The organism is Pseudomonas sp. PA-1-3F (assembly GCF_021609665.1).
Classification (GTDB): Bacteria; Pseudomonadota; Gammaproteobacteria; order Pseudomonadales; family Pseudomonadaceae; genus Aquipseudomonas; species Aquipseudomonas paracarnis.
The window spans coordinates 1-19,059 of record NZ_WJZD01000012.1; the positions used below are offsets into that span (position 1 = coordinate 1).

Consider the following 19,059-nt stretch of genomic DNA (forward strand, 5'->3'; position numbering starts at 1 on the left):
TCACGACTTTAAGAGTGGACGCAGAGCGCCCAGGGCGGCATTCCCACGCAGAGCGTGGGAACGATCAGCAAACAGCGCGGGTTCTGATCCGGCTACTGCCTCAAGAACACTGGAGTTCCCATGTGGGAGCTGGCTTGCCTGCGATAGCGGTGTATCAGCCAGCCATTTATTGCCTGACCCTCCGCTATCGCGGGCAAGCCCGGCTCCCACATGGGTTATGCATCGTTTGATCGTCCCCACGCTCCGCGTGGGCATGCATCTGGTGACGCTCCGCGTCACGACTTTAAGAGTGGACGCAGAGCGCCCAGGGCGGCATTCCCACGCAGAGCGTGGGAACGATCAGCAAACAGCGCGGGTTCTGATCCGGCTACTGCCTCAAGAACACTGGAGTTCCCATGTGGGCGCTGGCTTGCCTGCGATCGCGGTGTATCAGCCAGCCATTTATTGCCTGACCCTCCGCTATCGCGGGCAAGCCCGGCTCACACTTGGGTTATGCGTCGTTTATCGAGGCTGTGGGCACTCCAACGCCTGGCCCACCACCCCCTTCGCCATCTCCACCCAACGCATCTCATCACTCCGTCCGATGCGTGGGCCTGGGCGTCGGACTTGCACGTCCGGTCACCAAGCATTCGATGACAGGGCGAGACTGGCTACCGAATCCGACGCAAACAAGGCACCTGAGCGCTGAATGGTCGGTAGGTCAAATCCGGCTATGAGTTAGGACCTTTCTGGTTTTCTTCTTTACCCATCCATCGCTTTTTACTGCGACCTACCATTCTGTGTGTCATTCACGCACAGGGACAAAGAACATGCAGGAAAGCGACCTTCATACAGCGATCATGCGAAGCAAGTTGGAACTTGAATCAAATGGCATTGATCTGGGTTCCAGTTCAAGCATGGCGTTTCATGTGGGCAACACGATGACAAGCTGCCCGGCAGTCATGGTGTTGCCGAGTTTGCCAGGTTGGAGTCATGGCCCTCATTACCAGTTACTCAAGCCGATTCACGCTGACCCCGTTGCGCCCGATACGACGTTTGATGAACTCTGGAAATGTACACAGCAACACTACGGCCTCACGGCAGCCACAGTGATCGCTGGCGCGGCGGGCATACCCATAAGCAAAATTGTGGTGGGTGCTTGGGTTCACGTCGGCTCCAGCAAAACCACGAACCTGGCTAGCCTGATCGGAATGCGCTTTTTCCCTCGTACGTTGATCAGGCAACCCACCATGGACAGAATGGCAAAGGCAACGTTTGGCACGGTGCGGGTATTCGGCATCATCGGGCGGGGCATGCCCTTCGTCGCTGCCGGGCTTGCAGTCTTTGACCTGGTCAGTATTGGTAAGTGTGCCTATGAGGCGAGAAATGGAAGGTAACTTGGCAAGAGCCGACATCAGCGAAAAAGTGATCCAGCTATTCGTCGATATCATCGGTTTTATCGACCGAAGCGAAGTGACGGAGCAAACCGATTTCATCCATGACTTCGACATCATTGATGACGACGTGACCTGCTTTGTCATGTAGATCAAGTGGCAGTTCAAGCTGCAAGCGACGCAGGAGGATTGGGATCACATCACGACCATCGAGCAGATAGTCGATTTGATCGTCCAGCGTTCGACTCTTCGGTGAGGCCACTGACGCCATCGCAGGCAAGCCAGCTCCCACAGTTGACCGCGTCGCTCGGGCAGTACGCGATCCCTGTGGGAACGATCGCTCAGCCAGCATTTTTGCCATTGGTGTCCAACTGCCCCAACGGCACCCGCCGCTCTATGGCGCTGGACAGAATAATCGAGGTCTTGCTGAAGCCGAACTTCGCTACCCGATTAATCAGGTTTTCCAACTCGGGCATCGAGCCCACCGCCGCTTGCATGATCACGCATGGGTCGCCCGTGACCCGGTGGCATTCGGTGAGTTCGGGTATCTCCGCCAGGGCGTCGTACACCTTTTGGCTGCCATGGTTGGTCAGCCGCAACTCAATCACGCATTGAATCGGCAAGCCCACTTTGGATAAATCCACCTTGGCCTGGTAGCCGGTGATCACGCCGCTGGCCTCAAGCTTGGCCACGCGTTCGGCCACGGCGGGGGCGGAAAGGTTCACGGTGCGCGCCAGTTGCGCGTAGGAAGCACGGCCATCTTCAAGCAGGGCGCTAAGGAGCATGCGGTCGTATTTGTCCATGATAAGGCTCCGGTTGCGCGTGGCTTTCGAAAGCACGGTTTATAGCCTTGATAACCATGGTTTGAGAAGTGTATTGACGTTTTAAACAGGTTTTGTAACTTAAGTTTATCCACCTTCGTTTCTAGAATAAGTCTCCCATTTCCTGCCATAGAGCCGCCCAATGCCTGGCCCACGTCGCTTTCCCTTACCGTTGATCGCCGCCTTTTTTGCGTTGTATGTGATCTGGGGTTCCACCTACCTGGTGATCCGTATCGGCGTGGAGTACTGGCCGCCGCTGTTGCTGGCGGGGATTCGGTTTTGCACGGCGGGGGTATTGATGTATGGCTTCCTCAGATGGCGCGGGGTGCCGGCGCCGACCTGGCCGCAGTGGAAGGCTGCCGGGATGATCGGCATTTTGTTGCTCACCGTGGGCAATGGTGGCGTCAGCGTGGCGGAACATATGGGCGTGTCGTCCGGCGTGGCGGCGCTGGCGGTGGCGACGGTGCCGCTGTTTACCTTGCTGTGTGGTTTTTTCTGGGGCGCGCGTAATACGCGGTTGGAATGGGCAGGCGTGCTGCTGGGGATCATCGGCATCGCCATGCTCAACATGGGCAGTACCTTGCAGTCGAGCCCACTGGGCGCGGTGTTGCTGTTGATGGCGGCGGCGTCCTGGGCCTTCGGCTCGGTGTGGAGCCGCCATTTGCCGCTGCCCCAAGGCGCCATGGCCAGCGCCGCGGAAATGCTCGTGGCTGGCGTGGCGCTGCTGATCGTCAGCGCATTGTCTGGCGAGCACCTGAAGGCCATGCCGCCGTTGGAGGGCTGGCTGGCCCTGGCGTACCTCACGGTGTTCGGCTCGATCATCGCCTTCAACGCTTATATGTACCTGCTCAAGCACGTACGCCCGGCGGCGGCGACCAGCTACGCCTATGTGAACCCGGCCGTCGCCGTGTTGCTGGGGATTGTGTTCGTGGGTGAGAGCATCGGCCTGGAAGAAGCCCTGGCAATGCTGGTGATCATCAGCGCGGTGTTGCTGATCAGCCTGCCCCAATGGCGCAAGCCCAAACCCGAAATAAGGTAAACTGCCGCGCATTACGCCCTTGCGCTGAATTTTTCCTACGGTAACTACATGACTTTCGCCACCCTTGGCCTGATCGAACCCTTGCTGCGCGCCCTTGAGACGCTTGGCTACCAGACCCCGACGCCGGTGCAGGCGCAAGCCATTCCGGCAGTGCTGGCCGGTCGCGACCTGATGGCCGCGGCCCAGACCGGCACCGGCAAGACCGCAGGTTTCGCTTTGCCGCTGCTGCAACTGCTGACCATGGAAGGGCCGAAAGTCGCCGCCAACTCGGCGCGTGCGCTGATCCTGTGCCCCACCCGTGAACTGGCCGAGCAGGTTCATGCCAGCGTTGCCGAGTACGCCCAACACCTGCCGCTGACCACTTACGCGGTGTACGGCGGCGTGAGCATCAACCCGCAGATGATGAAGCTGCGCAAAGGCGTCGACATTCTGGTCGCCACCCCTGGCCGCCTGATCGACCTGTTCCGCCAGAACGCGCTGAAGCTCAACCAGCTGCAAACCCTGGTGCTGGATGAAGCCGACCGCATGCTCGACCTGGGCTTCTCCGAAGAGCTTGCCAACATTTATCGCATGCTGCCGAAAAAGCGCCAGACCCTGCTGTTCTCCGCGACCTTCTCCGATGACATCCGCCTGCTCGCCGGGCAAATGCTCAACGACCCGCTGAGCATCGAAGTCAGCCCACGCAACGTTGCCGCCAACACCGTCAAGCAGTGGGTGGTGCCGGTGGACAAGAAGCGCAAGCCGGAGCTGTTTGTGCACCTGATGCGCAAAGGCCGTTGGAAGCAAGTGCTGGTGTTCGCCAAGACCCGCAACGGCGTAGACGCCCTGGTGGACAAGTTGCAGGGCCTGGGCATCAACGCCGACGGTATTCATGGCGACAAACCCCAAGCCACCCGCCAACGCGCACTGGACCGCTTCAAGGCCAGCGAAGTGCAAATCCTGGTGGCCACCGATGTGGCGGCCCGTGGCCTGGATATCGAAGACCTGCCGCTGGTGGTCAACTTCGACCTGCCGATCGTGGCCGAGGACTACATCCACCGTATCGGCCGTACCGGGCGTGCGGGCAACACCGGTGAGGCGATTTCCCTGGTGTGTGCCGATGAGGTGAACATGCTCTCGGCCATCGAGATGCTGACCCGTCAGACCCTCACCCGCAAGATGGAACCGGATTTCGAGCCGGAGCACCGCGTGCCGGACACCGATGCCAGCGGGCAGGTGGTGAAGAAACCGAAAAAGCCGAAGAAGCCGAAGGCGTCCGGCGGTGGCGGCAAGCGCAACCTGGGCAAGTGGGTGGACAGTGGGGAAGTAGCCCCGACTGAGCCTTCGATCAAGCCGGTGCGCAAGGTGCCGGTGTTTAATACTGGGCCGCGTAAGAAGAAGTGATTGATCGTTCCCACGCGCGTGGGAACGCATCCTGTGACGCTCTGCGTCACGAACCTAAAGCGGGACGCAGAGCGTCCCTGGCGGCATCCCCACGCAGAGCGTGGGAACGATCAGCGTTGGAGCCATTCCAACATCCCCATCCCAGCCGCCCGGCCACTGGCAAAACACCCCAGGCAATGGCTTGAGCATCAACCGCTCATCCAGCGCTTCAAACGGGACACCACCCGCCGTGCTGATCGCCTCATCCATCGGCCGCATTTGATCGTTCCCACGCTCCGCGTGGGAACGCATCCTGTGACGCTCTGCGTCACGAACCTAAAGCGGGACGCAGAGCGTCCCTGGCGGCATCCCCACGCAGAGCGTGGGAACGATCAGCGTTGGAGCCATTCCAACATCCCCAGCCCAGCCGCCCGGCCACTGGCAAAACACCCGGTCAGCAAATACCCACCGGTCGGCGCTTCCCAATCGAGCATTTCCCCCGCACAAAACACCCCAGGCAACGGCTTGAGCATCAACCGCTCATCCAGCGCTTCAAACGGCACACCGCCCGCCGTGCTGATCGCCTCATCCATCGGCCGCGTCCTCACCAGCGTCAGCGGCAACGCCTTGATATCCACCGCCAATTGCGCCGGGTCGGTGAAGTGTTCAGCAGGCGTCAGCTCGCGCAACAACGCCGCTTTCACGCCATCCAACCCCAGCTGACTGTGCAAATGCTTGCTCATCGACCGCGAGCCACGGGGCTTGGCCAATGCGGCCTGCACCTTGTCCAGCGGCTTGCTGGGCAGCAAATCGATATGCACCGTGGCCGCACCGTCGCGGTTGATCGCTTCGCGAATCGGCGCCGATAAGGCGTAAATCAAGCTGCCTTCGATACCGGTGGCGGTGATCACGCATTCGCCCAGCCGAGGCTTGTCATCCCCCAGGCCAATGGCGACGTTTTTCAACGGCGCGCCAGCGAATTTGCTGACCATCAACTCGCTCCATGCCGACACTTCAAACCCGCAGTTGCTCGGTTGCAGCCTCACATAGGGCAGGCCTTTGCCTTCAAACAGGTTGAGCCATGCGCCGTCGGAGCCCAATCGCGACCAGCTGCCGCCGCCCAGGGCCAGCAGCACAGCGTCGCTGTGGACAACTTTTTCGCCGTCCGGGCTGTGGATAAGTAAATCGCCCTCGTCATTCCAACCCGTCCAACGATGACGGGTGTGGATAACCACACCTTGCTCCCGCAGACGCTTGAGCCAGGCGCGCAGCAGTGGCGCGGCTTTCATATCGGTAGGAAATACGCGGCCGGAGGTGCCGACAAAGGTCTGGATACCCAGGCCATGGATCCATTCGCACAACGCCTCGGCGCCAAAGCTGCGCAGCAGCGGCGCCATGTGCGGCGCGCGTTCGGCGTAGCGCGACAGGAACGCCGGGTACGCCTCGGAGTGGGTGATGTTCATGCCGCCCACGCCTGCCAGCAGGAACTTGCGCCCCACCGACGGCATGCCGTCGTACAGGTCCACGCGCACGCCACCCTGGCTCAAGACTTCGGCGGCCATCAGCCCGGCGGGGCCGCCGCCAATAATGGAGACGTGGTGGGCAGAAGTCTGAGGCATGGGCAGGGCTACGGTGATGTGAATAGGTCGAGCATTCTACCCGACCACGACGCCGCTGCCTGATCAAAAAACGTACACTTTCCTACAGGCCATGCGGTCAAACGCTTGTAGCCGCTTACGCTCAAGTTATCCACAGGCCGTTCCACAGGCATTGTGGGTAACGCTCACACTTCAATGACAGCCTGATGACGTCCATACCCGCTGCGCGCTGTGGTGCAGGATGCCGTGGCGGCGGGCGAGGGCAGGGCGGTCCTTGCTATAGCCGCCACCGATCACGCCCATCACCGGTATGTCGCGGCCCAGGCAGTGGCGCATCACGCTTTCATCACGGGCGGCGACGCCTTCGTCTGTCAGCTTGAGGTAACCAAGGGCGTCGTCCTTGTGCACATCCACGCCGGCGTCGTACAGCACCAGGTCCGGCTGGTAGAGCGGCAGCAGGTAGTTGAGCGCGTCATCCAGCACCTTGAGGTAGTCGGCATCGCCCATGCCCATGGGCAGCGGGATGTCCCAGTCGCTCTGGGCCTTGCGTGCCGGGAAGTTCTTTTCGCAGTGCAGCGACACGGTGATGGCGTCTGGCGTGTTGTGCAGGATGCGTGCGGTGCCGTCGCCCTGATGCACGTCGCAATCGAAGATCAGCACGCGATTGACCCGGCCGCTGGCCAGCAGGTAATGGCTGATCACCGCCAGGTCATTAAAAATACAAAAGCCCGCCGGATAGTCGTAGTGGGCGTGATGGGTGCCACCGGCCAAATGGCAGGCCAGGCCATGTTCAAGGGCCTGTTCGGCCGCCAGTATCGAGCCGCCCACCGCACGCACCGTGCGCCGGGCCAGGGCTTCGCTCCACGGCAGGCCGAGGCGGCGTTGGTCCTCGCGGGACAGTTCGCCGCTCATGTAGCGTTCGATATACCCCGGTTCATGGGCCAGGGCCAAAATGTCTGCCGGGCACAGCGGCGGGCGCAGCAATTGGCTGTCTTCGGTGAGGCCGCTGTCCACCAGGTGGTCACGCAACAGGCGAAACTTGTCCATGGGGAACCGGTGGTCCGCCGGGAACTCAGGGCTGTAGTCTTCGTGGTAGATCAATGGCAAGGGCATGGGATTTTCTGACGGGAACCTGCGACGGATCTTAACAGCGCTGTACACTCACGCACATGGCAAGGCAGGGGGGCCCCATGGAGCCGATACTGGAATTGGAAAGTGCACGCTTGGTGCTGCGCCAATGGCGCGACAGCGACCTGCCGGACTTTGCGCGCATGTGCGCCGACCCGCAGGTAATGCGTTACTTCCCGGCTCAATTGAGCCACTTGGAGAGCGCAGCGTTGATCGGCCGGATTCGCGGGCATTTTGCTGAATATGGCTTTGGGTTCTGGGCTTTGCAGCGCAAGGACACCGGTGAATTTATCGGCCTGACGGGCCTCGCGAATGTCAGCTTCGAAGCCGGCTTTACCCCGGCGGTGGAAATCGGCTGGCGCCTGGCCCGCGAACATTGGGGCCTGGGTTATGCCAGTGAGGCGGCCTGGACGGCGTTGCGTTGTGGTTTTGACCGCTTGCAACTGGACGAAATCCTGGCCTTCACCACTGAAGCCAATCTGCCCTCACAAAAAGTCATGCAGGCCATCGGTATGCATTACGATCCGCAGGCAGATTTTGAACACCCGAAAGTCGCAGCCGGTGACCCGCTGCGCCCTCACGTGTTGTACCGCATCACCCGCGCCCAATGGTTGGACACGCTGCACGGATAAGCAGGCGGTCATGCTCAACAGAAACCCGTAGGAGCGAGCTTGCTCGCGAAGATCGCAAGAGCGCTGCGGTAAACCAGAAGCGCTGCGTCATCGTTAACGACCTTCGCGAGCAAGCTCGCTCCTACAGGTGGATACCGTTTTGCTTTGAGGAGAGTTTCAATGAGCCAAGTATTGGAAGATCTGGTGGACTTGCTGACCCTGGAGCCGATCGAGGAAAACCTCTTTCGCGGTCGCAGCCAGGACCTGGGCTTTCGCCAACTGTTCGGCGGCCAAGTGCTCGGCCAGTCGCTGTCGGCGGCCAGCCAGACCGTAGAAGAAGCTCGGCATGTGCATTCCCTGCACGGTTATTTCCTGCGCCCTGGCGATGCCGCGTTGCCGGTGGTGTATTCGGTGGACCGCGTGCGCGACGGTGGCAGTTTCAGCACGCGTCGTGTCACCGCGATTCAAAAGGGCAATCCGATCTTCACCTGCACGACCTCGTTCCAGTACGACGAAGCAGGCTTCGAGCACCAGACCACCATGCCGGTGGTAGTGGGCCCGGAAAACCTGCCGTCGGAGCTGGAGCTGACCCAGCAACGTGCGCACCTGATCCCCGAGCACATGCGCGACAAGCTGCTGTGCCCCAAGCCCATCGAAGTGCGCCCGGTCACCGAAAAAGACCCCTTCAACCCGCAGCCGTCCGACCCAGTCAAGTACGTGTGGTTTCGTGCCGACGGTGCCTTGGCGGACACGCCGGCGTTGCATAAATACCTGTTGGCCTACGCCTCGGACTTCGGCCTGTTGACCACCTCGTTGCTGCCCCATGGCAAGACCGTGTGGCAGAAAGACATGCAGGTCGCCAGCCTCGATCACGCGCTGTGGTTCCACGCCGACCTGCGTGCCGATGACTGGTTGCTGTACGCCATGGACAGCCCGTGGGCTGGCAACTCCAGGGGGTTCTCCCGGGGCAGCGTGTACAACCGCGCCGGGCAACTGGTGGCGTCGGTGACCCAGGAAGGTTTGATTCGCCATCGCAAGGATTGGGCATGAGCCTCTGCGACGTGAAGCACTGGGTGTTCGACATGGACGGCACCCTCACGGTGGCGGTGCATGATTTTGCGGCTATCCGCGTGGCGCTGCAGATCCCGCCTGAAGACGACATTCTCACGCACCTCGCGACATTGCCGGCAGATGTCGCGGAGGCCAAACATGCCTGGTTGCTGGAGCATGAGCGCGAGCTGGCGCTGGGTTCCATTGCGGCCGAAGGTGCCGTTGAGCTGGTACACGAATTGGCCGGGCGCGGTTATCGCTTGGGGATCCTGACCCGTAATGCGCGGGAGCTGGCCCATATCACCCTGGAGGCGATAGGCCTGGCGGACTGCTTTGCCATTGAGGATGTTCTGGGGCGCGATGATGCGCCGCACAAGCCGGATCCCGGTGGTTTGCTGAAACTGGCGGCGGCTTGGGACGTAGCACCCCGCGAAATGGTGATGGTGGGGGATTATCGCTTTGACCTGGATTGTGGCCGGGCAGCGGGCACCAAGACGGTGTTGGTGAACTTGCCGGAGAACCCTTGGCCGGAATTGGCGGATTGGCATGCCGAGGATTGTGCGGCGTTGCGCCGAATGATCTAACCCGGGCGACAGAGAGCAAATGTGGGAGCTGGCTTGCCTGCGATAGCGGTGGGTCAGCTGACACTTTATCAACTGACAGTCCGTCATCGCAGGCAAGCCAGCTCCCACATTTTGATGGGGTTCCTTCAGGTGCTACTGGGCGAACAGCACCTTTTCTCCCTCTGGCGAGGTAAACATTTTGTCCCCGTCATGCCCCACCCCTGGCACTTCTACCAGCCGGTGGCCCAACTGCGGATGCCGCTGCTTGAGGTAGTCAAAATAGTTGTGGCCACGCATCAGCCGATACGCACCCTGGGTTTCGGCTTCGCAGCTTTTATCCAATGCTGGGTGGTTGGGGTCGGTGTCCTGCTGGCCCAACAGGTAAGTGATGTCGCGTGAGACGTAGTCTTGTTCCAGTTGCTGGGCACCTCGGCCCCCCACGTAATCCGGCAGGTTTTGCATGCCGTATTTCCAGTCGTTGAAGCTTGGGCAACTGGCCGTATCGAACGGTACCGGCCGCTGCGGGCTGAAGTAGGCGTAGGACGATGGGTTGGCCACCACATACCGCAGGCGGATTCCCTCGGTGTTCAGCAACGGATGGTCGTGGCCGGTGAGGGCGAAGCGCTGCACCACTTGGCCGCCACCGGAATGCCCGGCGATCACGATTTCCTTCAGCGCCGGGAACAGCTTGCGGTTGCCCAGGTGCTTGATGATCTGGTCCAGAGCGCCATAAGAACTGACCTGCCCAGGCGCGGTGGAAGCTTCGCCAGCCATCCAGTCGTTGCCCTTCCAACGCAATACCTGATTGCCCAGATGGTTACGCTTCACGTCCGATTGATTCAGAAACTGCGGCGCGATCACCAGCGTAGTGCCGCCGACCCCGGCATGGGTGGCGGCGTCGATGCCGCTTTGCAGGTAGGTTTGTGCATTGCGCAGGCGGCCATGCACGATGATCAATGCGCGCGTGACCTTGGGCAGCGGCTGGTCCCAGTTCTGGCTCACACCGAGGCTGAGGTCGCCGGCCTCCAGATGAAAGCGATCGGGGCTGACCACCTTGACGCCGTGTTCAGCCGCGAAGGTGCAACAGGAGACGAGCACACCCAGCAGTAACCCCAACCGTTTGATCATTTAGAGACTCTTGGCCGCGAAGGTATCGCATTGAGTGATCTGGCCCTGGGCGAAGCCGGTCTTGAACCAGCGTACCCGTTGCGCCGAGGTGCCGTGGGTAAACGAATCCGGCACCACGCGTCCTTGCCCCTGTTGCTGCAAGCGGTCATCGCCGATGGCATTGGCTGCGTTCAGGGCCTCTTCGATATCACCGGGTTCCAGCCAGTTCAGGCGTTTTTGCGCATGGTTGGCCCACACGCCGGCAAAGCAATCGGCTTGCAGTTCCTGGCGAACCAGCAGGCCACCGTCGCCTTCCATCTGCCGACCCTGTTGGCGCGCTGCCTGGATCTTGGACGAGATGCCCAGCAACGTTTGTACGTGGTGCCCGATTTCGTGGGCGATCACGTAGGCCTGGGCGAAATCACCGGCGGCCTGGAAGCGTTGCGACATTTCCCGGAAAAAATCCAGGTCCAGGTACACCTGCTGGTCAGCCGGGCAGTAGAACGGGCCGCTGGCCGAGGTGGCGCCACCACAGGCAGAGTTGACCCGGCCACGGAACAGGATCAGTTTCGGGTTCTTATAGGCCAGCCCATTTTCCTGGAACACTTGGCCCCAGGTGTCTTCGGTATCGCCCAGCACGGCGCGCACAAAGTCGGCTTGCTCATCGTTGGCTGGCGGCGCTTGACGCGGCTGGGTGCTGACCGACGGCGCCTGTTCCATCTGGCCGGTCAATTGGCCAAGAATCTGCATCGGGTCCTGGCCGGTCAGCCAGCCAATGCCGACGATCAGCACGATGGCTGTGAGGCTCAGGCCCTTGCCGCCGCCGAAGCGCATACCGCCACCGCCGCCGCCACTGTCGTTACGGGCATCCACCACGTTGTCGCTGCGTCGGCCTTTTTTCCATAGCATGGGAGCAATCCTCTGTGTGCAAACCGTGATTGATTATGGTCGGTATTAACGGCAATAGCCTTCGCCAGTGGCAACGATCAGGCAGTCTTTTTTATCTGCCAGCCACTTCAAACCGGTGGCGGCGCCATCGCCAGCGCGCAACAGCTGCGGGCCGTCGGGGCGGGTGAAGGCGATGCCGTCTTCAGCGGCCTCACCTTCGAAGGTGCCGGCGTCATCGGCGTCCAGGCCATATTGCATGGTGAGAAGGTAGTGGCCGCGGCCAATGCTGTCGTCCTTGGCGATGGTCAGGTGCAAGCCTTCGACGCCGACCCACTTGCCGACCCATTTATCGGTGGGCGGGGTTTCGGGCACCAGGGTCGCTTGCACGGAGGCGGGCGCGGGCTTGGGGGCTTCTTTCGGGGTTTTATCGCAGGCGGCGAGCAGGGCGAGGGCAGACAGGGCAAAGAGGATTTTTTTCATAGCGGCAAGGCCTTGGTTAAAAAGTGTGCAACGCCGGGGCGAGCGTGCAGCGTTGGACTCGGATCCATCGATTTAGTGCGCTGTTCGCCCGGTGTTTGGTTATGCTCTTGGGGCAGACTCCGGCCCGGCTGCTAGATTACCGGGTTGAGCGCGACTTGGTTCAGCGCTCAGCGTCCCGCTCGCCACACAAGAGAATTCAATGACTGTCAGTACCCCGCTCTCCGGCGTCAACCATCCGTTCAAAGGCATCCTGCTGATTGTGCTGGCGACGTTCCTGTTCTCCAGCCACGACGCCTTGTCCAAATACCTGGCCGGGTTTTACCCGATCGTGATGGTGGTGTGGGCGCGGTATATGGTGCACACCTTGCTGATGGCCGGGATCTTCCTGCCGCAATCGGGCTTGCGCGTGTTGCGCAGCAAGCGGCCGGGCATGCAGGTGGTGCGGGCGTTATGCCTGTTGGGCACCAGCCTGTTCTTCACCACGGCGCTGCATTACATCCCGTTGGCCGAGGCTACAGCGGTGAACTTCCTGGCGCCGATCCTGGTGACGGCGCTGTCGGTGCCGTTGCTCGGTGAGCACGTGACCCGTGGCCAGTGGTTGGCGGTGATCTGCGGGTTTATCGGCGTGGTGATCATCATCCACCCCGGCGGCGAGCTGTTTACCCCGGCGGTATTGCTGCCGCTGTGCTCGGCGCTGTTCTTCTGCTTCTACCAGTTGCTTACGCGCATCCTCAGCCAATACGACAGCCCGACCACCAGCAACTTCTTCGCCGGCCTGTGCAACACTTTGGTGATGAGTGCGATGGTGCCGTTCTTCTGGCAAGTGCCGACGTTGTGGCACGCGGTGATGATGCTGGCGCTGGGCACCTGCGGGATGACCGCGCACCTGATGCTCACCCAGGCGTTCCGCTTCGCGGCGCCGGCCTTGCTGGCGCCGTTTGGCTATTGTCAGATCGTGTTCGCGGGGTTGTTGGGCTGGCTGGTGTTCAGCCATACCCCCGATATGACCACGGTGGTGGGTATCGGGGTGATCTGCATGAGCGGGTTGGCCGCTGCCTGGCAGCAGCGGCGGCGTTAGTTAAACGTCTACCGTAGGGATCTTGCGCGGCGCCATGAAGTACATCCACACCAGTGCGATGAAGTACATCGCCGGGATCAGGGTGAACAACACCGTGTAGTTGTTGTTGGTCACCGTGAGGATATGGCCGACGATCTGGGTCATGAACATGCCGCCGATGGCCGCGCACATGCCGCCGAAGCCGAACACCGTGCTCATCATGTGCTTGGGCGTGTAGTCCATCACCAGGCTCCAGATGTTGGCGGTCCAGGCCTGGTGTGCGCCGATGGCCAGGGAGATGGCGAACACCGCCACCCACAGCTGGCTGGAGCCGGCCGCCATGATCACGCCGACGATGCAGCAGGCGAACAGCAACATCGACAACAGGCGTGCCTTGATCGAGTTCATCCCACGGCCGATCAGGAATGACGACAGGATCCCACCGCCCACGCTGCCAAAGTCGGCGGTGAGGTAAATGATGATCAGCGGAATGCCCATCTGGGTCACGTTGATGCCCAGGTTGTATTGCTGGTTCAAGAACGGCGGCAGCCAATACAGGTAGAACCAGAACACCGGCGCAGTGAGCGAGTAGGCGAGGGCGAAGGCCCAGGTGCCACGCATGCGCAGGATGCGGCTGAATGGCACGCGGGGTTGTTCCGGCTCGACTTCCTGTTGCACGTAGTCCAGTTCGGATTGTTTAACGGTGGGGTGGTCTTCCGGGTTGTAGTACTTCAAGCCCCAGAGCACCAGCCAGATACCGCCCAGTGCCGACATGCACAGGAACGCTGCCTGCCAGCCCCACACGTGCAGGATCAACGGCAGCAGCATGGGCGTCATCATCGCGCCGACGTTGGTGCCAGCGTTGAAGATGCCGGTGGCCACTGCCCGTTCACCCGCCGGGAACCACAAGCGTGTGGTCTTGACGCAGGCCGGGTAGTTGGCGGCTTCGGTCAGCCCGAGGATAAACCGGCAGACCATAAAGCCCACCGCCGAGGTGGCCAGGCCATGGGCGCCGGTGGCCAGGCTCCACAGCAGCACGGCGCAGAAGAACACGCGCTTGACGCCGACCCGGTCGATCAAGCGGCCTTGCAGCACAAAGCCGATGGCGTAGCCGACCTGGAACCAGAAGTTGATGTTGGCGTAGTCCATCGCCGTCCAGCTCATTTCCTTGGCGAGGATCGGTTGCATCACGCCCAGGGCGGCGCGGTCGATGTAGTTCAAGGTGGTGGCAAAGAACACCAGGGCCAGCATGCCCCAGCGCGTTTTACCCACGGCCAGGGCACCGCGGATCTTGTCGCCGATGCCGGCGTGCGGGTTGTCCGGGCGCGCGGCCAGGGCTGAATTTTGCAGAGGCATGAGGTTTGTACCCGTTTTTTGAAATTCTTATGGTGTGTTCTGGGTCTTTGTTACGTGAGCGAATTGCCCGGTCGATGGTGCGCAGTGGTTAAAAAGTCGTCAATTCGCCAAAGAGGCTTAGTGTTCGATAATCGCACCAAAAACTAACCGGTTCGTACATTTTAATTGCTGCCTGTAGGCTGGGGGCGAATAATTTGCCACAAACAACAATTGCCGGGAGTCTTCCATGCAACGTTCTATTGCCACTGTGTCCTTGAGCGGCACCCTGCCGGAAAAACTCGAAGCCATCGCCGCCGCCGGGTTTGATGGGGTGGAGATCTTTGAGAACGACTTGTTGTATTACGACGGCAGCCCTCGGGAAGTCCGGCAGATGTGCGCCGACCTCGGCATCGCCATCACCCTCTTCCAGCCGTTTCGCGACTTCGAAGGCTGCCGCCGTGATCGCCTGGCGCGCAACCTGGAGCGTGCCGAACGCAAATTCGATTTGATGCAGGAACTGGGCACCGATCTGGTATTGGTGTGCAGCAATGCCTCGGCCGACAGCGTGGGTGACGAACGCATTCTGCTCGATGACCTGAGCCTGCTGGCCGAACACGCGGGCAAGCGCGGCCTGCGCATCGGCTATGAAGCGTTGGCCTGGGGCAAGCATGTGAACACCTGGCAGCAGGTGTGGAACCTGGTGCGCCAGGTCGATCACCCAAGCCTCGGTGTGTTGCTCGACAGCTTCCACACCTTGTCGCTCAAGGGCGACCCGGGTGGCATCGCGCAGATCCCCGGCGACAAGATTTTCTTTGTGCAAATGGCCGACGCGCCGATCCTGGCCATGGATGTGCTGGAGTGGAGCCGGCATTTCCGCTGCTTCCCAGGCCAGGGCGAATTTGACCTGGCGGGCTTTCTCGCGCCGATCATCCAGAGTGGCTACACCGGGCCGTTGTCCCTGGAAATTTTCAATGACGGTTTCCGCGCTGCGCCGACCCGCGCGAATGCGGCGGATGGCTTGCGGTCACTGTTGTACCTGGAAGAAAAAACCCGTCAGCGCCTGGCTGAAGAAGCCCCCGCTGCGCCCGTGGATATCCTGTTTGAAACTCCGGCGGCCAGCGAATACGACGGTATCGAGTTTCTTGAATTTGCCGTGGACGAAAGCCTCGGCGCCAAACTGACCCACTGGTTGGAGCGCCTGGGTTTCGCCAGGGCCGGCCAGCATCGCTCCAAGAATGTGAGCCTGTTGCGCCAGGGTGACATCAACCTGATCCTCAACTGCGAACCCTATTCCTTCGCCCACAACTTTTTCGAGGCCCACGGCCCGTCGCTGTGCGCCACGGCAATTCGGGTCAAGGACAGTGCCAAGGCCCTGGAGCGGGCGGTGGCCTACAAGGGCCAGCCTTATCGCGGCCTGGTCGGCCCCAACGAGCTGGAATTGGCCGCCGTGCGTGCACCGGATGGCAGCCTGATTTACCTGGTCGACCCCAGCGAAGGCGGGCTGTACGACACCGATTTCAACCTGCAAACGGCCGCACCCGCTAGCGGCGGCTTGTTGCGCATCGACCACATGGCCATGGCCTTGCCGGCCGACAGCCTCGACAGTTGGGTATTGTTTTATAAGAGCCTGCTGGATTTTGAAGCCGACGATGAAGTGGTGCTGCCCGACCCTTACGGCCTGGTGAAAAGCCGTGCGTTGCGTAGCCGCTGCAGCTCGATCCGTCTGCCGCTGAACATCTCCGAAAACCGCAACACCGCGATTTCCCACGCGCTCTCCAGCTATCGCGGTTCGGGCGTGCACCACATTGCCTTCGATTGCGCGGATATTTTCGCCGAGGTACGCCGGGCCAAAGAAGCCGGTGTGCCGTTGCTGGATATCCCGCTCAACTATTACGACGACCTGGCGGCACGCTTCGATTTCGACGATGAGTTCCTCAGTGAGTTGGCGTATTACAACGTGCTGTACGACCGCGACGCCCAGGGCGGTGAGTTGTTTCATGTGTACACCGAGGCGTTCGAGGGGCGGTTTTTCTTCGAGATCATCCAGCGCAAGAATGGCTATGCCGGCTATGGCGCTGCCAACGTGGCGGTGCGTCTGGCGGCGATGGCCAAGTCGCGCAGTGGGGCGGTACGCCAGGCTCGGCTATAACCGCAAGGCAGGTGCTTCCTTCGGGGAGCGCCGCGGCCCATAATCAGCGCCTGCACAACAATGGCCGTGAGCGCACCATGACCTCGAGTCCCGATCTCCCCGCGGTAGCTGACGCACCGCGCAAGAGTCGCAAGAACAATCCGGAAAAGACCCGGGAGAATATTCTCCAGGAAGCCATTGTCGAGTTTGTTCAACAGGGCCTGGCCGGCGCTCGGGTAGACGCCATCGCCGAGCGCATCCATACCTCCAAGCGCATGATCTATTACTACTTCGGCAGCAAGGAGCAGCTATACGTCGAGGTGCTGGAGAAGCTCTACGGTGATATCCGCAACACTGAAACGCGCATGAACCTCACCGCCCTGGAGCCTCGTGAGGCGATCCGCCGGTTGGTGGAATTTACCTTCGATCACCACGACCAGAATGTGGATTTCGTGCGCATCGTCAGCATCGAAAATATCCACAACGCCGAGTACGTCAAGCGCACCGACACCATCAAGGCGATGAACAGCAAAATCCTGGAAGGGTTGGGGGAGACCTTGCGGCGCGGGGCTGAGTTGGGGCTGTTTCGCGAAGGGCTGGAGCCGCTGGATGTGCACTTGCTGATCAACTCGTTCAGTTTCTACCGGGTGTCCAACCGGCACACGTTCAGCGAGATTTTCCAGATCGAGCTGTCGGACGAGGCGATCAAGCAGCGCCATCGGGAGATGATTTGCGAGTCGGTGCTGCGCTACCTGCAAGCCTGAGAACTGATCGTTCCCACGCACTGCGTGGGAATGCCGACATGGACGCTCTGCGTCTGCTGTCAAAGTCGTGACGCGGAGCGTCACGTGAGGCGTTTCCACGCAGAGCGTGGGAACGATCATGATGGGGTTGCATCCCTAGATATTCATGCTCTGGAAGTGCGCCAGCATCCTGTCTGCATCCGCCACTTCGCCGCTGAACAACTCAAACGCCTTCACCGCCTGAAACACCGCCATATTGCCGCCATCCAGGGTACGGCAACCCAAGGCGCGTGCGTCGCGCAGCAGTTGGGTTTCCAACGGGAAGTACACAATTTCCGCCACCCACAATTCAGCCCGTAATAACGCCGCAGGTACAGGCGTGCCGGGCAACTTGGCCATGCCCATCGGCGTGGTGTTCACCAGGCCATCGGCCTCGGCCATGGCATTTTCCAGGTGGCTGCCGACTTGAGCGCGACCTACGCCGAACTGCTGGGCAAGGTTATCCACAAGGTCCTGGGCGCGAGTGCGGTCGACATCGAAGATGCTCAAGTACTCCACGCCTTCTGCCAACAGTGCATGGGCCACTGCCGCGCCCGCGCCACCGGCGCCCATCTGCACCACGCGTTGGCGCGGTACGTTGTGCAAGTTGCGCCGAAAACCTTCGGCGAACCCCAGGCAGTCGGTGTTATGACCGATGCGTTTGCCGCCCTTGAACACCACGGTGTTGACCGCACCTATACCCCTGGCCTCATCGGAGAGCTCATCGAGCAACGGCAGAATCGCCTGCTTGCACGGGTAAGTAATGTTCAAACCGGTGAAGTGCATCAGCTCGGCGGCCCGTAGTAATTCCGGCAGGGCGTTGAGGTCCAGGTGCAGCGGCTCCAGGTCGATCAGGCGATACAGGTAGCGCAAGCCCTGGGCGTCGCCTTCCTGCTCATGCAGTGCCGGTGTGCGTGAGGCCTGGATGCCGGCGCCGATCAGGCCCGCGAGTATGCGTGGTTTCATCAGGTGCGTCCCTTCAGCGTCAGGCTGAAATGTTCCAGTGCCAGGTGGTAGCCATGGCTGCCAAACCCGGCCAGCACGGCCTGGGCGATCGGTGACACAAACGAGTGATGACGAAAGGCTTCACGGGCATGCACGTTGGATAAATGCACTTCGATCACCGGCACTTCACTGGCCACCAGGGCATCGCGGATCGCGACCGAAGTGTGAGTCCAGGCCGCCGGGTTGATCACAATACCCGCGCAGCGGTTGCGGGCGCTGTGGATCCAGTCGAGCAATTCGCCCTCGTGGTTGGTCTGGCGAAACTCGATCTTCAGCCCGAGCTTGTCGGCGCTGCGACCACACAAGGCGGCAATGTCGGCCAGGGTTTCATGGCCATAAGTGGCAGGCTCGCGAGTGCCGAGCAGGTTGAGATTGGGGCCGTTGAGCACCAGCACGATGGGCGGCATAGAGGCTTCTCCACAGTTCTTATTGGTTGTGGAGTCAAAATGTACTGGTTGGTTAATTTGGTCAATGGATGGCTGCGGATCTGTTCGGTGATCGAACGTTTAATCAATGCAATTGCTGGATCACCGGCTGACGTGCATTCGGTTGAAGTATTGCGCGAGGTTGCTGAACGAGGAGGACTTTCGAGCATTGGCCGGGTCGTTCCAGTTGTTGGCATCCCTGGTTACAACCCGGCATTCACCGGGTTTTTTGTGGTTACTAATCTGTGAAACAGCTTCGGGAATAGGAGCCGGTTGTCGGGTGTGCAGAGGGAAATTGTTACCTGAC

Annotated in this window: 19 protein-coding genes and 1 pseudogene; 11 read left to right on the forward strand and 9 right to left on the reverse strand. The window is 60.8% G+C overall.

Translation table 11 applies throughout. The features are described 5' to 3' along the window. Nucleotides 1-809 precede the first annotated feature (809 nt). On the forward strand, nt 810-1,376 hold the full coding sequence (locus GIV26_RS10310) for a hypothetical protein (RefSeq protein ID WP_236280357.1): 567 nt from the start codon (nt 810-812) through the stop codon (nt 1,374-1,376). Next, nucleotides 1,366-1,629 (forward strand): annotated as a pseudogene (locus GIV26_RS10315) (acyl carrier protein). Before GIV26_RS10310 ends, GIV26_RS10315 begins: the two are co-directional and overlap by 11 nt. Before the next feature lie 85 nt (nt 1,630-1,714). Here GIV26_RS10315 and GIV26_RS10320 read toward each other — a convergent pair. After that, nucleotides 1,715-2,176, reverse strand: coding sequence for an Lrp/AsnC family transcriptional regulator (locus GIV26_RS10320; protein WP_044268904.1), 462 nt, complete (start codon nt 2,174-2,176; stop codon nt 1,715-1,717). 160 nt (nt 2,177-2,336) lie between these two features. Here GIV26_RS10320 and yedA point away from each other — a divergent pair, with 160 nt between their 5' ends. After that, a complete protein-coding gene (gene yedA, locus GIV26_RS10325) occupies nt 2,337-3,233 on the forward strand; it encodes a drug/metabolite exporter YedA (protein WP_072448278.1) in 897 nt (298 codons plus the stop codon). A 48-nt stretch (nt 3,234-3,281) separates the two neighbouring features. Next, the gene (locus tag GIV26_RS10330) at nt 3,282-4,616 is read left to right on the forward strand and encodes a DEAD/DEAH box helicase (RefSeq protein WP_236280359.1); all 1,335 of its coding nucleotides are present in this window, start codon (nt 3,282-3,284) and stop codon (nt 4,614-4,616) included. A gap of 371 nt (nt 4,617-4,987) precedes the next feature. On the opposite strand, the gene GIV26_RS10340 is transcribed toward GIV26_RS10330, so the two are convergent. Both GIV26_RS10340 and GIV26_RS10345 read right to left on the reverse strand, forming a co-directional pair. Then, entirely contained in the window at nt 4,988-6,214 is a 1,227-nt protein-coding gene (locus GIV26_RS10340) for a TIGR03862 family flavoprotein (RefSeq protein WP_057975536.1), read from the reverse strand. Between the two features lie 171 nt (nt 6,215-6,385). After that, a complete protein-coding gene (locus GIV26_RS10345; protein ID WP_057975535.1) occupies nt 6,386-7,306 on the reverse strand; it encodes a histone deacetylase family protein in 921 nt (306 codons plus the stop codon). A gap of 77 nt (nt 7,307-7,383) precedes the next feature. On the opposite strand from GIV26_RS10345, the gene GIV26_RS10350 reads away from it, so the two are divergent. The 3 genes from GIV26_RS10350 (at nt 7,384) to GIV26_RS10360 (ending at nt 9,566) form a co-directional block, all read left to right on the forward strand. Further along, nucleotides 7,384-7,953 (forward strand): GNAT family N-acetyltransferase, encoded by a 570-nt coding sequence (locus GIV26_RS10350; protein ID WP_054896171.1) that lies wholly within the window; start codon nt 7,384-7,386, stop codon nt 7,951-7,953. A gap of 159 nt (nt 7,954-8,112) precedes the next feature. Then, nucleotides 8,113-8,982 (forward strand): acyl-CoA thioesterase II, encoded by an 870-nt coding sequence (gene tesB / locus GIV26_RS10355; RefSeq protein WP_054896170.1) that lies wholly within the window; start codon nt 8,113-8,115, stop codon nt 8,980-8,982. Beyond that, nucleotides 8,979-9,566, forward strand: a complete 588-nt coding sequence (locus tag GIV26_RS10360) for an HAD family hydrolase (protein ID WP_236280361.1) — start codon at nt 8,979-8,981, stop codon at nt 9,564-9,566. Before tesB ends, GIV26_RS10360 begins: the two co-directional genes overlap by 4 nt. 132 nt (nt 9,567-9,698) lie before the next feature. On the opposite strand, the gene GIV26_RS10365 is transcribed toward GIV26_RS10360, so the two are convergent. Genes GIV26_RS10365 through GIV26_RS10375 form a run of 3 tightly spaced genes read right to left on the reverse strand, consistent with a single transcriptional unit; the run spans nt 9,699 to nt 12,020 of the window. Continuing rightward, nucleotides 9,699-10,673: an alpha/beta hydrolase gene (locus GIV26_RS10365; RefSeq protein ID WP_236280363.1), complete on the reverse strand. Its 975-nt coding sequence runs from the start codon at nt 10,671-10,673 to the stop codon at nt 9,699-9,701. Further along, entirely contained in the window at nt 10,674-11,561 is an 888-nt protein-coding gene (ypfJ, locus tag GIV26_RS10370; RefSeq protein WP_014720040.1) for a KPN_02809 family neutral zinc metallopeptidase, read from the reverse strand. It abuts the gene before it with no gap. 45 nt (nt 11,562-11,606) lie between these two features. Continuing rightward, nucleotides 11,607-12,020: a lipoprotein gene (locus tag GIV26_RS10375; RefSeq protein ID WP_236280365.1), complete on the reverse strand. Its 414-nt coding sequence runs from the start codon at nt 12,018-12,020 to the stop codon at nt 11,607-11,609. A gap of 199 nt (nt 12,021-12,219) precedes the next feature. Between GIV26_RS10375 and GIV26_RS10380 the strand changes: the two genes are divergently transcribed. Next, nucleotides 12,220-13,098, forward strand: a complete 879-nt coding sequence (locus GIV26_RS10380; RefSeq protein WP_003194370.1) for a DMT family transporter — start codon at nt 12,220-12,222, stop codon at nt 13,096-13,098. Here GIV26_RS10380 and GIV26_RS10385 read toward each other — a convergent pair whose 3' ends face one another. Next, a complete protein-coding gene (locus tag GIV26_RS10385; RefSeq protein ID WP_236280367.1) occupies nt 13,099-14,433 on the reverse strand; it encodes an MFS transporter in 1,335 nt (444 codons plus the stop codon). A gap of 226 nt (nt 14,434-14,659) precedes the next feature. Here GIV26_RS10385 and quiC point away from each other — a divergent pair, with 226 nt between their 5' ends. Both quiC and GIV26_RS10395 read left to right on the forward strand, forming a co-directional pair. Beyond that, the gene (gene quiC / locus GIV26_RS10390; RefSeq protein ID WP_236280370.1) at nt 14,660-16,561 is read left to right on the forward strand and encodes a 3-dehydroshikimate dehydratase QuiC; all 1,902 of its coding nucleotides are present in this window, start codon (nt 14,660-14,662) and stop codon (nt 16,559-16,561) included. A 77-nt stretch (nt 16,562-16,638) separates the two neighbouring features. Next, nucleotides 16,639-17,304: a TetR/AcrR family transcriptional regulator gene (locus tag GIV26_RS10395; RefSeq protein WP_054896166.1), complete on the forward strand. Its 666-nt coding sequence runs from the start codon at nt 16,639-16,641 to the stop codon at nt 17,302-17,304. A gap of 135 nt (nt 17,305-17,439) precedes the next feature. On the opposite strand, the gene GIV26_RS10400 is transcribed toward GIV26_RS10395, so the two are convergent. Both GIV26_RS10400 and aroQ read right to left on the reverse strand, forming a co-directional pair. Further along, complete coding sequence (locus GIV26_RS10400) at nt 17,440-18,288, reverse strand: shikimate dehydrogenase (RefSeq protein ID WP_442962902.1); 849 nt, start codon at nt 18,286-18,288, stop codon at nt 17,440-17,442. Then, nucleotides 18,288-18,734: a type II 3-dehydroquinate dehydratase gene (gene aroQ, locus GIV26_RS10405; protein WP_236280373.1), complete on the reverse strand. Its 447-nt coding sequence runs from the start codon at nt 18,732-18,734 to the stop codon at nt 18,288-18,290. Before aroQ ends, GIV26_RS10400 begins: the two co-directional genes overlap by 1 nt. 39 nt (nt 18,735-18,773) lie before the next feature. Between aroQ and GIV26_RS10410 the strand changes: the two genes are divergently transcribed. Further along, nucleotides 18,774-19,001 carry a hypothetical protein gene (locus tag GIV26_RS10410; RefSeq protein ID WP_236280375.1) on the forward strand — a complete coding sequence of 76 codons (228 nt, stop codon included), beginning with the start codon at nt 18,774-18,776 and terminating at the stop codon, nt 18,999-19,001. The last annotated feature ends 58 nt before the right edge of the window (nt 19,002-19,059 follow it).

Excerpts from the sequence above, each read along its gene's own strand:
- GIV26_RS10310 (WP_236280357.1), top strand. The coding sequence starts at position 810 with ATGCAGGAAAGCGACCTTCATACAGCGATCATGCGAAGCAAGTTGGAA.
- GIV26_RS10320 (WP_044268904.1), bottom strand. The coding sequence starts at position 2,176 with ATGGACAAATACGACCGCATGCTCCTTAGCGCCCTGCTTGAAGATGGC.
- yedA (WP_072448278.1), top strand. The coding sequence starts at position 2,337 with ATGCCTGGCCCACGTCGCTTTCCCTTACCGTTGATCGCCGCCTTTTTT.
- GIV26_RS10330 (WP_236280359.1), top strand. The coding sequence starts at position 3,282 with ATGACTTTCGCCACCCTTGGCCTGATCGAACCCTTGCTGCGCGCCCTT.
- GIV26_RS10340 (WP_057975536.1), bottom strand. The coding sequence starts at position 6,214 with ATGCCTCAGACTTCTGCCCACCACGTCTCCATTATTGGCGGCGGCCCC.
- GIV26_RS10345 (WP_057975535.1), bottom strand. The coding sequence starts at position 7,306 with ATGCCCTTGCCATTGATCTACCACGAAGACTACAGCCCTGAGTTCCCG.
- GIV26_RS10350 (WP_054896171.1), top strand. The coding sequence starts at position 7,384 with ATGGAGCCGATACTGGAATTGGAAAGTGCACGCTTGGTGCTGCGCCAA.
- tesB (WP_054896170.1), top strand. The coding sequence starts at position 8,113 with ATGAGCCAAGTATTGGAAGATCTGGTGGACTTGCTGACCCTGGAGCCG.
- GIV26_RS10360 (WP_236280361.1), top strand. The coding sequence starts at position 8,979 with ATGAGCCTCTGCGACGTGAAGCACTGGGTGTTCGACATGGACGGCACC.
- GIV26_RS10365 (WP_236280363.1), bottom strand. The coding sequence starts at position 10,673 with ATGATCAAACGGTTGGGGTTACTGCTGGGTGTGCTCGTCTCCTGTTGC.
- ypfJ (WP_014720040.1), bottom strand. The coding sequence starts at position 11,561 with ATGCTATGGAAAAAAGGCCGACGCAGCGACAACGTGGTGGATGCCCGT.
- GIV26_RS10375 (WP_236280365.1), bottom strand. The coding sequence starts at position 12,020 with ATGAAAAAAATCCTCTTTGCCCTGTCTGCCCTCGCCCTGCTCGCCGCC.
- GIV26_RS10380 (WP_003194370.1), top strand. The coding sequence starts at position 12,220 with ATGACTGTCAGTACCCCGCTCTCCGGCGTCAACCATCCGTTCAAAGGC.
- GIV26_RS10385 (WP_236280367.1), bottom strand. The coding sequence starts at position 14,433 with ATGCCTCTGCAAAATTCAGCCCTGGCCGCGCGCCCGGACAACCCGCAC.
- quiC (WP_236280370.1), top strand. The coding sequence starts at position 14,660 with ATGCAACGTTCTATTGCCACTGTGTCCTTGAGCGGCACCCTGCCGGAA.
- GIV26_RS10395 (WP_054896166.1), top strand. The coding sequence starts at position 16,639 with ATGACCTCGAGTCCCGATCTCCCCGCGGTAGCTGACGCACCGCGCAAG.
- GIV26_RS10400 (WP_442962902.1), bottom strand. The coding sequence starts at position 18,288 with ATGAAACCACGCATACTCGCGGGCCTGATCGGCGCCGGCATCCAGGCC.
- aroQ (WP_236280373.1), bottom strand. The coding sequence starts at position 18,734 with ATGCCGCCCATCGTGCTGGTGCTCAACGGCCCCAATCTCAACCTGCTC.
- GIV26_RS10410 (WP_236280375.1), top strand. The coding sequence starts at position 18,774 with ATGTACTGGTTGGTTAATTTGGTCAATGGATGGCTGCGGATCTGTTCG.